Source organism: Sphingopyxis sp. EG6 (assembly GCF_003609815.1).
In the GTDB taxonomy this organism is placed as follows: Bacteria; Pseudomonadota; Alphaproteobacteria; order Sphingomonadales; family Sphingomonadaceae; genus Sphingopyxis.
Genome location: NZ_AP017603.1, coordinates 2,057,414 through 2,070,647, shown reverse-complemented (window position 1 = coordinate 2,070,647; position 13,234 = coordinate 2,057,414). Strand labels below are relative to the sequence as shown.

General features: G+C 61.3%; 9 protein-coding genes, 1 tRNA gene and 2 pseudogenes. 6 read left to right on the top strand and 6 right to left on the bottom strand.

The annotated features are described in order from the left end of the window. The first annotated feature begins 43 nt into the window (after positions 1-43). Entirely contained in the window at positions 44-1,351 is a 1,308-nt protein-coding gene (gene hemN / locus SPYCW_RS10160; RefSeq protein ID WP_120216670.1) for an oxygen-independent coproporphyrinogen III oxidase, read from the top strand. A gap of 33 nt (positions 1,352-1,384) precedes the next feature. On the opposite strand, the gene SPYCW_RS10155 is transcribed toward hemN, so the two are convergent. Both SPYCW_RS10155 and SPYCW_RS18870 read right to left on the bottom strand, forming a co-directional pair. After that, positions 1,385-2,071, bottom strand: coding sequence for an MgtC/SapB family protein (locus tag SPYCW_RS10155; RefSeq protein ID WP_120216669.1), 687 nt, complete (start codon positions 2,069-2,071; stop codon positions 1,385-1,387). A 126-nt stretch (positions 2,072-2,197) separates the two neighbouring features. Further along, positions 2,198-2,279: transfer RNA gene (locus tag SPYCW_RS18870), tRNA-OTHER, on the bottom strand. Between the two features lie 94 nt (positions 2,280-2,373). Here SPYCW_RS18870 and SPYCW_RS10150 point away from each other — a divergent pair. Next, positions 2,374-3,648, top strand: a complete 1,275-nt coding sequence (locus tag SPYCW_RS10150; protein ID WP_120216668.1) for a tyrosine-type recombinase/integrase — start codon at positions 2,374-2,376, stop codon at positions 3,646-3,648. On the opposite strand, the gene SPYCW_RS18990 is transcribed toward SPYCW_RS10150, so the two are convergent. Continuing rightward, positions 3,636-3,824, bottom strand: a complete 189-nt coding sequence (locus SPYCW_RS18990) for a DUF5818 domain-containing protein (protein ID WP_269461349.1) — start codon at positions 3,822-3,824, stop codon at positions 3,636-3,638. The two genes, SPYCW_RS10150 and SPYCW_RS18990, sit on opposite strands and share 13 nt — an antisense overlap. 33 nt (positions 3,825-3,857) lie before the next feature. Further along, positions 3,858-4,517 (bottom strand): lytic transglycosylase domain-containing protein, encoded by a 660-nt coding sequence (locus SPYCW_RS10145; protein ID WP_120216667.1) that lies wholly within the window; start codon positions 4,515-4,517, stop codon positions 3,858-3,860. Between the two features lie 127 nt (positions 4,518-4,644). Between SPYCW_RS10145 and SPYCW_RS10140 the strand changes: the two genes are divergently transcribed. From SPYCW_RS10140 to SPYCW_RS10125, 4 genes are all read left to right on the top strand, one after another. Continuing rightward, a complete protein-coding gene (locus SPYCW_RS10140; protein WP_120216666.1) occupies positions 4,645-5,553 on the top strand; it encodes a DUF7146 domain-containing protein in 909 nt (302 codons plus the stop codon). Positions 5,554-5,656: 103 nt separating this feature from the next. After that, on the top strand, positions 5,657-9,889 hold the full coding sequence (locus tag SPYCW_RS10135; protein WP_120216665.1) for a bifunctional class I SAM-dependent methyltransferase/DEAD/DEAH box helicase: 4,233 nt from the start codon (positions 5,657-5,659) through the stop codon (positions 9,887-9,889). A 61-nt stretch (positions 9,890-9,950) separates the two neighbouring features. Next, a complete protein-coding gene (locus SPYCW_RS10130; protein WP_007011065.1) occupies positions 9,951-10,364 on the top strand; it encodes an MbcA/ParS/Xre antitoxin family protein in 414 nt (137 codons plus the stop codon). Beyond that, the gene (locus SPYCW_RS10125; protein WP_120216664.1) at positions 10,361-11,086 is read left to right on the top strand and encodes an RES family NAD+ phosphorylase; all 726 of its coding nucleotides are present in this window, start codon (positions 10,361-10,363) and stop codon (positions 11,084-11,086) included. The genes SPYCW_RS10130 and SPYCW_RS10125 overlap by 4 nt, the downstream gene beginning before the upstream one ends. Before the next feature lie 253 nt (positions 11,087-11,339). On the opposite strand, the pseudogene SPYCW_RS10120 reads toward SPYCW_RS10125, so the two are convergent. Both SPYCW_RS10120 and SPYCW_RS10115 read right to left on the bottom strand, forming a co-directional pair. Next, positions 11,340-12,295, bottom strand: a pseudogene (locus SPYCW_RS10120) (IS110 family transposase). A 138-nt stretch (positions 12,296-12,433) separates the two neighbouring features. Continuing rightward, positions 12,434-13,191: pseudogene (locus SPYCW_RS10115) on the bottom strand (IS5 family transposase). Between the last annotated feature and the right edge of the window lie 43 nt (positions 13,192-13,234).

The following is a 13,234-nucleotide window of genomic DNA, read 5'->3' as shown; positions in this document are numbered from 1 at the left end:
CTGCGTCAATGCGGTCGCGCGCGCCTCCGCCTAATTGCCCGCTATGTGGAGTTATCACCCCGATCTGCTGGCTACGCCGGTTCCGCGCTACACCAGCTATCCGACCGCAGTCGAATTTACCGACGCCGTCGGCGCTGACGATTATGCGGCGGCGCTCGACCGGATCGCCTCGGCGACCCCCGTCTCGCTTTACGTCCACATCCCGTTCTGCGACCAGATCTGCTGGTATTGCGGCTGTAACACCGGGGCCGCGAACCGGACCCAGCGCCTCGCCGATTATCTGACCGCGCTCCGCTCGGAAATCGCCATGGTCGCCAAACGTCTCGGCGGCCGCGCGCGGGTTCAGCGGATCGCGTTCGGCGGGGGCAGCCCCAACGCCATCGCGCCGGTCGATTTTGTGCGTCTGCTCGACCGTATCCTGACCGTGTTCGACGCCAGCAATCCCGACATTTCGATCGAGATCGATCCGCGCGGTTTTTCTACCGATTGGGCGCGCGTCCTCGCGGCCTCGTCGGTCGGGCGCGTCAGTCTGGGGGTGCAGACCTTCGCGCCGCAGCTCCAGCAGGCGATCGGACGGATCCAGCCGCTCGCCGACATCGAAAATGCGGTGGCCAGCCTGCGCTTGCGCGGGATCGACGCGATCAATTTCGACCTTATGTACGGCCTTCCCGGGCAAAGCCTTGCCGATCTTGACGAAACCCTCGACGAGACGATCCGCCTCGCGCCCAGCCGCGTCGCGCTGTTCGGCTACGCGCATCTACCCGCCATGATCCCGCGCCAGCGCCGGATCGACGCCAGCGATCTGCCCGATCAAAAGCTCCGCTTTGAACAGGCGGCGCTCGGTTTCGACCGGCTGACGGCGGCGGGTTATATCCCGGTCGGTTTCGACCATTTTGCGCTGCCCACCGACACGCTCGCCATTGCGGCGGGCGAGGGGCGGGTGAACCGCAACTTCCAGGGCTTCACCGACGACGACACCGACGTCCTGCTCGGTTTTGGTGCCAGCGCGATCAGCAAATTTCCCGACCTGATCGTCCAGAATGAAAAGCGCGCGGGTCCTTATCGCGACCTGATCGGCGGAGGGCATCTGACTGCGACGCGCGGCGTCGCGGTGGATATGCATGAACGCCAGCGCGCAGCCATCATCCGAGAGCTGTTGTGCCGCGGCAGGGCATCGATCGACAGGCCGCTGGCCCCTGCGGCGCACGTCGTAATGCGCGATTTCGAACGGCGCGGCCTTGTCGCCTGGCACGGCGATGAACTGGTCGTCGACGCGTCCGGTCGCCCCTACGCCCGCCACATTGCGGCACAGTTTGACCGGATTCGCGGTGCCGTTCGGGCCACCGAATGATCGCCATCGGCTGTCGGGCGCCGTCGCCGATGGTCACGCCTGCTGCGGGCGAATTTCAAATCCGGTGACATGCGGATTGCGCGCCAGCGTGGCGGCCAGTCGCTCGGCATGATCCTCGCTGTACCCATGCGCGATCGCGCCAAATTCGAGGATGTCGTCGGCCATCACTTGGTCGATGGTGATCGATTTCAATCCGTGCTCGGCAAGGAGAGCGCCAAATTCGCTCAGCGTCGTCGCCTCCGACCGGCGGTAACGGGCCTTCAGATGCACGATGCGCTGCTGCGGCGCGCGTCGACCGGTGATCGTGACCGCGGCCAGGACCAGCAAGGTTGCAGCGGCCCCGAAAATTGCCAGTTCATAAAACCCGATCCCGAACAACATTCCCAATGTTGCCGTCATCCACAGCGACGCCGCGGTGGTCAGCCCCCGGACGTTGAACCCTTCGCGAAAGATGACCCCGCCGCAGAGAAAGCCGATGCCGGTCAGAATGCCGTGCGCCATGCGCACCGGATCGATGCGGACAACCTCGATCGGTGCATCGTTTAGCCACGCCATCTGATGCACCGCCGACAGCATCAGCAGGCAGCAGGAAAGGCCGACCAGAATATGCGTCCGCAGCCCCGCAGGACTCGCTCGATACTCGCGCTCCGCGCCGATGATCGCGCTCGCGCCGATGGCGCCGACGATCGGCCAAATCAGATCGGGATCGAGCAGTTCCATTTATGCCCCTAAACGCGCGTAGCGGTGCGCGCGGATGGATTGTGAAAAATGGCTGGAACGCATTGGCAGGGTCACATGTCTGTAACGCCCGCAGTCCTTGTCAGTTGCTCAGATGATGCAAAGAAATGGTGGACGCACTAGGGCTCGAACCTAGGACCCGCTGATTAAGAGCTGAAATCAGAGGGTCCTTACGCTTCCGAATGCGTCCAAAAACTGCAGAAATCTGCGATTCATAGTCCGCATTGTTCTTGAAATGTTCGCCAGTATCCACTACAAAAAGCTACCTAAGGTAGCAGGATCATATGGCGAACAAGGTTGGTTTGACAGATGCTCGGATCGCAGGATTGAAAGCGCCTGCAAGCGGGCAAATTGAGGTCGCTGATGGCATCGTGACCGGCCTGCGGCTCCGAATGGGAGCGAGCGGCACCAAGACTTATATCTTGCGTAAGCGCGTCCAAGGTAAATGGTTGAACGTGACTATCGGGCGGCATGGCCCGAATTTTACTCTTGCACACGCCCGTCGGAAGGCGCGGGACCTGCTCGTCGACGTTGAGCAAGGCAAAAGCATCGCCAGAAAGCCGGGAGCTAAGAGGAAGGGATCGAATGGTGTCGGCACCGTCGCCGAACTATACGAGACATACCTGGCTCAACAGATCGTCGGCAAAAAGCGGAGCGCGAATGAGTTCGACCGGGTTTTCCGCAAGTACATCGAACCTGAGCTAGGCGACCGCCTCGCCGATTCGATCACCCGAAGCGACGTCAGCCGCTTCGTAGAGAAGATCGCATTTGAGCGGGGCAAGGAAACCCTGACGATGGCTCGCATCGTTTATCGGCACCTTTCGACGTTTTACTCATGGGCGCTCACCAGACTTGAAAATCTGCCAGCCAATCCGTGCCGGGACGCCTGGCGCCCAAAACGGAGCGAGCCTCGCGACCGGGTGCTCAGCGATCGAGAGGTCGCTGCACTGTGGCAAGCCGCCGTCGAGGATGGCTATCCGTTTGGCCATCTTGTGCAGATGTTGATTCTCACAGCCCAGCGCCGGGGAGAGGTGCTCGCCGCCACTTGCGACGAGTTCGACTTCAAGGGGAAAGTTTGGACTGTACCAGGAGATAGAGCGAAAAACGGCAAGGCAAATGTGGTGCCTTTATCCGCACAGGCCCTCGAGGTCGTCACCGACATCTTCACGGCCGCGGGGATCGCGCCTGAAGATGCTCACAAGCAATCCCAAATTCTATTGGCATCCAAGGTGACCAGCACAAACAGTGTCAGTGGGCTGTCAAAGGCCTGGAAGCGGATAAGGGCAAGCGTGGACGAGAAACTCGGCTATGAAGCCGCTCATTTTACCATGCATGACATTCGCCGGACGGTGGCGACCGGACTGCAGAGGATTGGAATACCGCTGGTCGTTTCAGAGGCCGTTCTCAATCATCAGTCCGGCTCGGCAATGGCTGGTGTCGCCGGGGTTTATCATCGGCATCAGTACACGAATGAAAAACGCGAAGCTCTCGCACTGTGGGGCAGGGAGGTCCTACTGATCGTCGCGAAATATCCGCCGCAGGATAGTCAGGAAGAATGACTCTCCACCCCGAGCCAGTCGGCGCGTATCCGATCCATGCCCGCGACAACGCCTTCAACGGTCACTGTATATCCAATGAAGTCCTCACGAACATCATCGCCTTCGATAATCCAGACATCGTCAGAAGTGGTAGTCAGGATCATTCCGCGTCTGCCACCGCTTAGCGTTCCTGACACTCGTATCCGACCCGCGCTCACAACGTCCCCCGTTCAAAAACGCCAATGGCGCAGCACTTCGCGCACATAGGCCGGCGTCTCGCCATTGCGAGGAATACCGCCTGCGCGCTCGACGGCTCCTGGACCTGCGTTGTAGGCAGCGAGGGCCAGATGAACCACCCCGAACTTGTCCAGCATCTGGCGTAGGTATCGGGCCGCACCCAAGATGTTCGCCTTGGGATCGAAGCGATTTGAAACGCCAAGGTCCCGCGCTGTCCCTGGCATCAATTGGCCCAAACCTGCGGCGCCAGCCTTGCTGACGGCCATGGGATTATATCGTGATTCCGTCCATACAAGAGCGTCGAGAAGGCCGCTTGGTAGCGAGTATTGAGCCTCAGCAGCGTAAACATGAGGAAGGTAGCTTGCCCGACGGAAGCCCGATGGCGCGCTGTCTTGGGGCTTTGGATATCGATAGGGCAGATAGGTTCGACCCGCATCGGTAGCCGGCGGCTCGGACGAGGCCGTTGGAGGCTTTCTCCAAATGCCATGTTCGACGAGACGAAAGCCATCGGTTCCTTCTGCAACGCGGAAGCCGTCGGTCGTCAACTCCGAGGCAACTGTCATCTGAGGGGCTTCCGACTCCTGCGCGTGGGCGGGGAGGACGAACCCAAGTCCTGCTGTTGCTACTGCGGCTACTGCCGATTTCAGTCTCATTCCCGAATCCTTTAGTGGTCGAATCGGGAAAGAACATATATAGAACATCTGATGTAGGAAAATGAAACGTCAGCGACGCAGAGCGGAGGCTGCGCGGGTGGAGGCACGTTACGATGGAGATGCCCCCATGCGCCAACACCGATCATCCCAATTCCAAGGCGGGCAATTGGAAACCCGCGCGCGCAAGATAGTCGAGCAGTTGGGCGGTGTTTGGTCGCGTTCGCGCGGAATGTGCTGCTGCCCGGCCCACGACGACCGCACTCCTTCGCTAAGCATCACACTCGGAAAGCGCGCAATCCTCGTTCATTGCTTTGCCGGCTGCACGAACGAGGCAGTGATAGAAGCCATGGCCGGGCTCGGAATACGAATTGCGGACCTGTTCGATGGCACGAGTGGTCCGATCGTGGCCGAACCGCGCGAGGAAGTCGCCAATCGGAATGCGCTGAGGCTCTGGCGTGAGGCGTCGACCATCGCTGGCAGCCCCGCCGAGAAGTACCTCGTGTCCAGAGGCATCACGATTTCTTCGCCGGAGCTGCGTTTCCACCCGCGTATGCCGCTGGGGCCAAAGGGTGCTGTCCGGTTTCTACCCGCGATGGTGGCGGCCGTGCGCAATGATGCCGGAATTCGGGCGCTGCACCGCTCCTTCCTTGACCTGGACAAAACCAGCTTGGCTTCTTTCGATCAGCCCAGGCGTGCGTTAGGTAGACCCGGTTCTGGCGCGGTGCGTTTCGCGTACCCGGATGGCGGACGCCTTGGCCTCGCAGAAGGAAACGAAACGGCCCTCTCAGCGATGCAAATGTTCAATGTTCCCTGCTGGGCGACGCTGGGAAACGAACGCTTCGGCTTGGCCACAATCCCGGAATCTGTGCGCCAGCTGTATCTCTTTGTCGACAATGATGCGGGCGGGCGCCTTGCCGAAGAGCGTGCGCGAGATGCCTACGCTTGCGAAGGGCGGCTGATTGTCACCAGGCGTCCGGAGCTAACCGGCGACGACTGGAATGATGTGCTCATGCGCTCAGTCCGAGCTGCGGTCTGAATGTCGGTGAGAGGAAAGCGGGCTTGAGGCCTTTTGAGGCCCCCGGGCGGATCCATCCGAACGGACACCCGGACAAACCCAGGGCCTCTTCAGGAGGTCTCTCATGTCACACGCAAATACCGCTTTTGCATTCTCCGATCCCGCCGAGCCGAAAGTGTTGGCGGCGGCGAGGGCACTGGCCGCGCGGCTCGCTGCCGATCAAGCAATTTCACGGCTCACTGTGAATACAACAATGGCAGATCACTTCGGCGGTAGCGACGCCGAAGGACGCTGGTCCATACGCGATGCCCATGCCGCACTTGAATTGGCGCAGGTGCTATTCTTGGCGCAGGCAACTGAATTATCTCTCACGATGCCATCCAGCGCTGCCGATGAGGCTTTCACGCGCCTTGAAGGTCTGGTCCCGACCCAGTCCAACCGGAGCGATGAGCAGATCGAGTGGCAACAATTCGCAACGCCGCCCCGTCTGGCCTGGATGGCTGTAAAGGCATGCGCGATTTCTGCCGCTGAACTGGTTCTCGAGCCGTCGGCCGGGACCGGGATGCTCGGCGTATGGGCGGCAAAGGCAACTGCGCGTCTCGCTCTCAACGAGATATCGCCGCTGCGCCGTGAATGTCTGGGCGCCGTGTTTCCGGAAGCGACAGTCACCGGATTTGACGGGGAACTGATCGACGAACTTCTCACGCCCGACGTGGGTCCGAGCGTGGTGCTGATGAATCCGCCCTATTCACATGGTATCGAGAGGGGCCACGATAGCCGCACTGGCGACCGACACTTGCGTTCTGCTTGGAAGCGCCTTCTGCCCGGTGGCCGCCTGGTCGCAGTGATGCCAGAATGGTTCGAGCTTCCGAAGTTCCTTGCCGGGATCGCCGGTCCCGTCTCGTTGCGCCTCAACGCGACGATCGAGCGCGGTTTCGTCAAGCAGGGCACATCGATCTCAACCCGGCTCCTGGTTCTCGACAAGGCTGAGGATAGTCACAGTCCGATCATCGCCCAGCCGGCAAACTTTGCCGAGCTTCATCTGCTGATCGATATGCTGCCTGACCGGGTAAGCTTGCCCGCCGAGCCCAGCATCGGCATCAAGTCGGCATTGCCGCTTCGGCTGGTGGCGAACAGGACGAAACCGGTTCCACTTAGGGGCCATCCAGCAGTTGCGCTGCCGTCGATCCTGCCGCTTGAATTTACTCCGCTCGAAGCACCTGCGCCGATCGAAAGCCAGGTTGGGCATTATTTGCCTTACCGACCGAGCCGGATCTCGATTGCAGATGCGGTCCCGCATCCGACCCCGCTGGTCGAATCCGTCGCGATGGGTTCGATAACTGCACCCGTGCCCGAAGTGATGCCTCAGCTTCCTTCGAGCATCATTGCTGAAGGCGTCTTATCCGCTGCACAGGCCGAGACCCTGATCTATGCCGCAAGCGCGCATGCCCGCGATCTGCCGGGCCGGTTCGAGCCCGACGACAAGGGCTGCGCCTTGAAGGCGAGCGCCGAGGGATGCGCCTACCGTATGGGCTACTTTCTTGGTGACGGAACCGGTGCGGGAAAAGGCCGGCAGGTCGCTTCCGTCATCCTCGACCGATGGGTGAGGGGCGAACGGCGCCACATCTGGATTTCCAAGAACGAAGCTCTGCTCGAAGATGCCCGCCGCGATTGGAGCGCGCTCGGCGGCCTTCCCATCGACGTCCAGCCCCTTGGCCAATGGAAGCTCGGTGTCCCGATCGGGATGCGCGAAGGCATACTCTTCGTCACTTACCCGACGCTGCGTTCGGGCCGAAGCGACGCAACCCGGCTCGAGCAAATTCTCGAATGGGCAGGGGAGGACTTCGACGGGCTCATCGTCTTTGACGAAGCCCATGCGATGGCCAACGCCGCTGGCGGGGAGGGCTCACGTGGTAAGGTCAAGGGTTCGGAGCAGGGCATTGCCGGTGTTCGCATCCAGAATCTGCTGCCGCGCGCCCGCGTGCTCTACGCTTCGGCGACCGGGGCATCCGACATCAATAATCTCGCCTATGCCACCCGTCTTGGCCTTTGGGGTCCCGAGACGGCTTTTGCCAATCGCGAAGCCTTCGTCGCAGATATCCGCGATGGCGGTATCGCTGCAATGGAACTGGTCGCGCGCGATCTGAAGTCACTGGGGCTGTATGCGGCGAGGGCCCTTTCATTCGCCGGAGTTGAGTACGAGATTCTGGAGCATTGCCTGACCCCCGACCAGGTAGCGGTTTATGACGCCTATGCAGACGCCTGGGCAATCATTCATGCCAACCTGCGCGAAGCTCTCGAGGCAACGCGGATCGTCGACACTGACAGTGGCGAGACACTCAATTCAGGTGCCAAATCGGCTGCGCTTTCGGTGTTTGAAGGCACCAAGCAGCGCTTCTTCGCGCAGCTCCTTTTATCGATGAAGCTGCCGAGCCTGCTGCCTGCGATTGATACGGCACTTGCCGACGGCAACGCGGTTGTAGTGCAACTCGTCTCGACCGCCGAAGCCATGCTTAACCGCCGCCTCGCTGATCTCTCCGATGCGGAACGCGAAGCACTCGAAATCGATCTCTCCCCCCGCGAATACGTGGTCGATTACCTCACCAAAAGCTTTCCGGTGCGGTTGATGTCCGTGTTTACGGACGAGAACGGCAATGCTCGGTCCGAACCGATGAGTGATGAGAACGGTGCCCCTGTTCTGTGTCATTCGGCGCTTGACGCGCGCGATCGCATGATCGAGCAGCTCTGTGCCTTGCCGCCGATCGCGACGGCGCTCGATGCGATCATCGAACGGTTCGGTGTCGATCAGGTCGCCGAAGTCACCGGCCGTACCCGCCGCCTGATCGTCGGACGCGATGGGCGCCAGGTGCTCCAGTCGCGCTCTCCGCGCGCCAATGTAGCCGAGACGCAAGATTTTATGGACGGGACCAAGCGAATTCTCGTTTTCTCCGATGCTGGTGGCACCGGCCGCAGTTATCATGCCGACCTCGCCGCAAAGAACCAGATGCGCCGGGTCCACTTCCTGCTTGAGCCGGGCTGGCGGGCCGATGCCGCAATTCAGGGCCTTGGCCGTACCAACCGCACCAATCAGGCGTCGGCCCCGCTGTTCCGCCCCGTGACCACCGATGTGCGTGGCGAACGTCGGTTTATATCGACCATTGCACGTCGGCTCGATAGCCTCGGGGCACTGACCCGCGGGCAACGCCAGACGGGTGGGCAGAACCTCTTCGATCCTGCCGACAATCTCGAGAGTACATACGCCAAGGAGGCGCTTCACCGCTGGTTCGGCCTGCTGTTCGCAGGCAAGTTGGAAGCTGTTACGCTTTCTCGGTTTGAGGAATTGAGCGGGCTCAGGGTCGAAGGGCCCGACGGCGCGATGGTAGATGATCTGCCAACAATCCAGCGCTGGCTCAATCGCATCCTCGCGTTGCCGATTGCTCTGCAAAACGGCATATTTGACGAGTTTCTCGGCCTCGTCGAAGCGCGGATCGATGCAGCACGCCAGGCGGGCACGCTCGACATTGGGGTCGAGACCATTGCGGTCGAGCATTACGAGGTGCTGACCGACACGCTACTGCGCACCGATGCGCTGTCGGGTGCGACTACGCATCTCCTGGAACTCGAGATCGCCCGCGCGCTCAAGCCTTTGCGTCTCGAACGGCTCGAGGAACTCTACGGCGTTTCTGGTTCGCGTCAGCAACTTCTGCGTAATGCGCGCTCAGGCCGGATCGGGCTGCTTGTCCCGGCGCGAAGTCTGCTCACCGACGAAGGTATGCGTGTGGCCCGCTTCGAGCTTGTCCGCCCCTTGAAGCACGGGCACATTACCGCCGATCAACTCGAGGAGAGCAACTGGGAAACGGTGGATCCAACCGAATTTCAGCGCCTCTGGCAGGCTGAGGTCGATGACGCCGCCTCAAATCTCAAGCGCGAGCGCCTGCATCTTGCAACCGGCCTGCTGCTTCCGGTGTGGGACAAACTTCCTTCCGACTATGTTCGGGTCAGCCGGATCTCGGCGCGAGACGGACGCTCGCTCTTAGGTCGAGAGGTTCCGCTCCATTGCGTGCCCGAACTGTGCCAGGCGCTTGGGCTGGAAGACGAACATGCCTTTTCAGCAGAGCAAATCGTCGATGCGGTGCTCGGGACAGGGCGACCGATGCAAATCAAATGCCGCGAAGCGCTTACGCTCAAGCGCAGCCTCGTGAATGGCGCGCAGCGGCTTGAACTGGCTGGTTGGTCGGCGTCGCGCCTCGACTGGTACAAGGCACATGGGTGCTTCACCGAGATCATACGCTATCAGACGCGACTTTTCGTCCCGACGACGAACGCGGTGGCGGTCTTGGCGCGACTTGTCGGATGAGGCGCTCCTATATTGCCAATTGGCATCCAAAGTGATATATGATGCCATATGGAGAATGCTCATGTTGGCACTGCAACCCGTTGATACCGTCCCCCATGCCTTCCGGCCCGATCCTGTAACCCAGGAGGAAGCAGCGGCGATGTTCCGCGCCGTGCTGAACCTGTTCGGCAAATGGGAACTCACAGACGAGCAGGCAGCGACTCTGCTCGACATGCCGGTTCGCTCCTACCGGCGGTGGAAGGCTGAGGGTGCGGGCCGTGTCTCGCGCGATGGTGCGGCGCGGCTCTCCAACCTGATGGGTATCCACAAGGCGCTGAGGATCATCTTTTCCGAAGCCCAACGTGGCTACGCCTGGATCAAGGCAGGTAACGCCGCCTTTGCCGGAGCGAGTGCGCTCGACGTCATGCTTGGGGGCGAACTGACCGATATCATGCGGGTGCGTCGCTATCTTGATGCCGAACGTGGTGCCTGGTGATTGATCCCAAGGCGATTCCGCTTGCCCAGGTCGAGTGGAAAGGTGCTGTACGGATTATCCGCAGTGCCTTTCCACCGATTGACCTGTTCGAAGACATTGCAGACCCTGCAGATTGGCCGTTGCTGATCTCCGCAGAGCAAAAAACCAATCCCCGCATTATGGCGACGATCGGCAATCTCGATCTGGTGCCGGCTGATCGCAGGGTAGGCGGCAATGGCGCATCCTATCTGATGGCGCCGTTCACGCATGTTAGCGCGGACCGGCCAAGTCGCTTCACCGATGGGACCTACGGCGTGCTATACGCGGGGGATGCATTCGAAACTGCGCTGTTCGAGACAATCCATCACCATGCCCGCTTCATGGCTCGCACTGTAGAAGCGCCAGGCTGGACCTCACAGTTCCGTGAGATCATCCTTTCGGTAAGCGCTGATCTTCAAGATCTCAGGAGCTTTGCGGCAGGCGATCCCGCGCTAGATCCCGACAACTATGCTGCATCGCAAGCTCTCGCAGTTGAACTCAAAGGGGGCGGGGCCGAAGGTCTTGTCTATCCGAGCATCCGGCATCCGGGTGGTGAGTGTGTCGGCTTGTTCTACCCGGATTGTGCATCCGACCCCACTCAGGGACGTCACCTCGATTACCACTGGGACGGAACAGGTGTCGATCTGGTTCGAGACGCTGGTACAGGGGCGGTGTTTCGGGTGGTAAGCATATCTGGACGTTAGGGTCCATATCTGGAATTTGCGGTCGCTTGGCGGTTGTCCCTTGAGGGTTTCAAGGATCTATCCGCACTCGCCGATGCGAGGATCGGTGGTGCTTTATCGGGTCTCACAAGGCCGGACGTTGCATTGACTCGAAGCGGGCTTGGTGGCCCATCTGTCGACCTTCGCAGATCGTCCGTCCCTGCGTTCCCTCGCGGGACACCGCCATCGGGTCAGCTCGAGAGCATCACCACTGGCATCGGGATGCTACCTCAACTCAGGCCTCGAACAAGGTCCCGTCACGCAGCATGGCGTGCATGATGACAGCGAGGCGGCGGGCTAGCGCAACTCGGGCCTTTCGCAGCCCGCGCCGCTTTGCGATCTTGAGCGCCCAGCTTTTCAGCGCAAAGCTCTGGCGTGTGCGCGTCAAGATCGAGTTGGCCGCTTCGTAGAGGAGCTTGCGGACCGTCCCGTCGCCTTGTTTGGTAATGCGTCCTGTCCAGTCGAGCTCTCCCGATTGGTGTCGGCGTGGAACCAGGCCAAAGTACGCGCCAGCCGTTCGCGATCGCTTGAACCGGCTGGCATCATCAACAGCGGCGGCGAACGCAGCGGAGGTCTGCACACCCACGCCAGGGATGCTCATCAGGGCCTGGCTGGCCGGAGAAGCCAGGCTGATCGCTTTGAGCTGGCGATCCATCTGCCCGATCTCCTCCACGAGGCGCTCGCGGGCCCGAAGGAGCGACGCCACCGCTTCGCAGAGGCCGGGGACAGAAGCAGCCACTCGCATTCGCGCGAGGAACCGCTCGCCCTGGCCCGCGCCGAGCCTGATCCCGAAGGTGGCGCAGAGGCCGCGGATCGTGTTGTCGAGCCGGACGCGTGCTTCGACCAGATGGCCGCGGGCGGTGATGACCGAACGCACTCCGTGCGCGGCCGGCGACTTGACATGCACGTCCTTGTAGAAGCCGGTACGCGCCAGCTGAGCAAGCCCGGCCGCATCGTGCAGATCGGTCTTGTTGGCCTTCATCGCCTTCAAGCTCTGATGCGCCTGACGCGCGTCGATGCAGACGATGGCAACGCCCAACTCGCGCAAGCCCAGCGCGATCCACGGGCTCATCCGGCCCGTCTCGATGACCGCGCGTTCTCGATGGGACCATGGCGTTCCAGCACCGCGGCGATTGCCTCCGGAGTACTGTCCACACAGTGTGTCCCGATCTTTCGCCCCTCAGCGTCGATGACGCAGACGTGCTACGTTTCCATCGACAGGTCGATTCCGGCATAGTGTTTCATGGTTCCTTCCTTCAGGTCTGACAACCAGAAGGTGCGCCGCTCAGCCGGTCCGAGGAAGCAGCCACAAATTACACGATGACTCAATCATAGCCAGAAAGCCACGGCTGCGGCGAGGCTTACGGCTGAGAGGAAGTTTCTGGCGAGTTTGTCGTAGCGGGTTGCGATGCGGCGGAAGTCCTTGAGGCGACAGAACATGGCCTCGACCCGCCAGCGATCTTTGTAGCGTCGTTCGTCATACTGGATAGGGCGCTTGCGGTTGCGTCGACCGGGGATGACAGGGATGGTACCCTGTTCGCGCAAGGCAGCCCTGATGCGGTTGGCGTCGTAGCCACGGTCGGCGATCACCCTCTTCATTCCGACGGTTTCGCCGATCAGCAGGTCCGCGCCTTTCACGTCCGACATGTTGCCCGGTGTCAGGACGAGGCGAAGCGGGCGTCCGACGACATCGACAAGCGCGTGGATCTTGGTCGTCCTGCCGCCACGCGAGATGCCAATGGCATTGGCTCGCGCCCCCCTTTTGCCCCACCAGCACTGCGGTGAGCCTTGATGTAGCTGCTGTCGATCTGTCCAGTCTCCGCGATCCAGCCTTCCTCGGTCAGCGCCGCCAGGATGCGGGTCCAGATGCCCCGGCGGCTCTACCTGTTCCAGCGGTTGTAGATCGTTGTCGCCGGGCCGTATTCGGTGGGGCAATCAGCCCAGCGGCCGCCGCATTTGAGCATGTGAATGATCCCGGAGATGACCCTGCGATCATAGACCCGCCGCGCTCCGGGCTGGTTCTGCGGCAGGTGGGGCTCGATTGCGCCCCATGCTTCATCCGACAGCCAGAACAACGAACGCGACATCTCCAAAGGCCTCCTGCTTCAGCGGAGAACCCCTGAATCAATG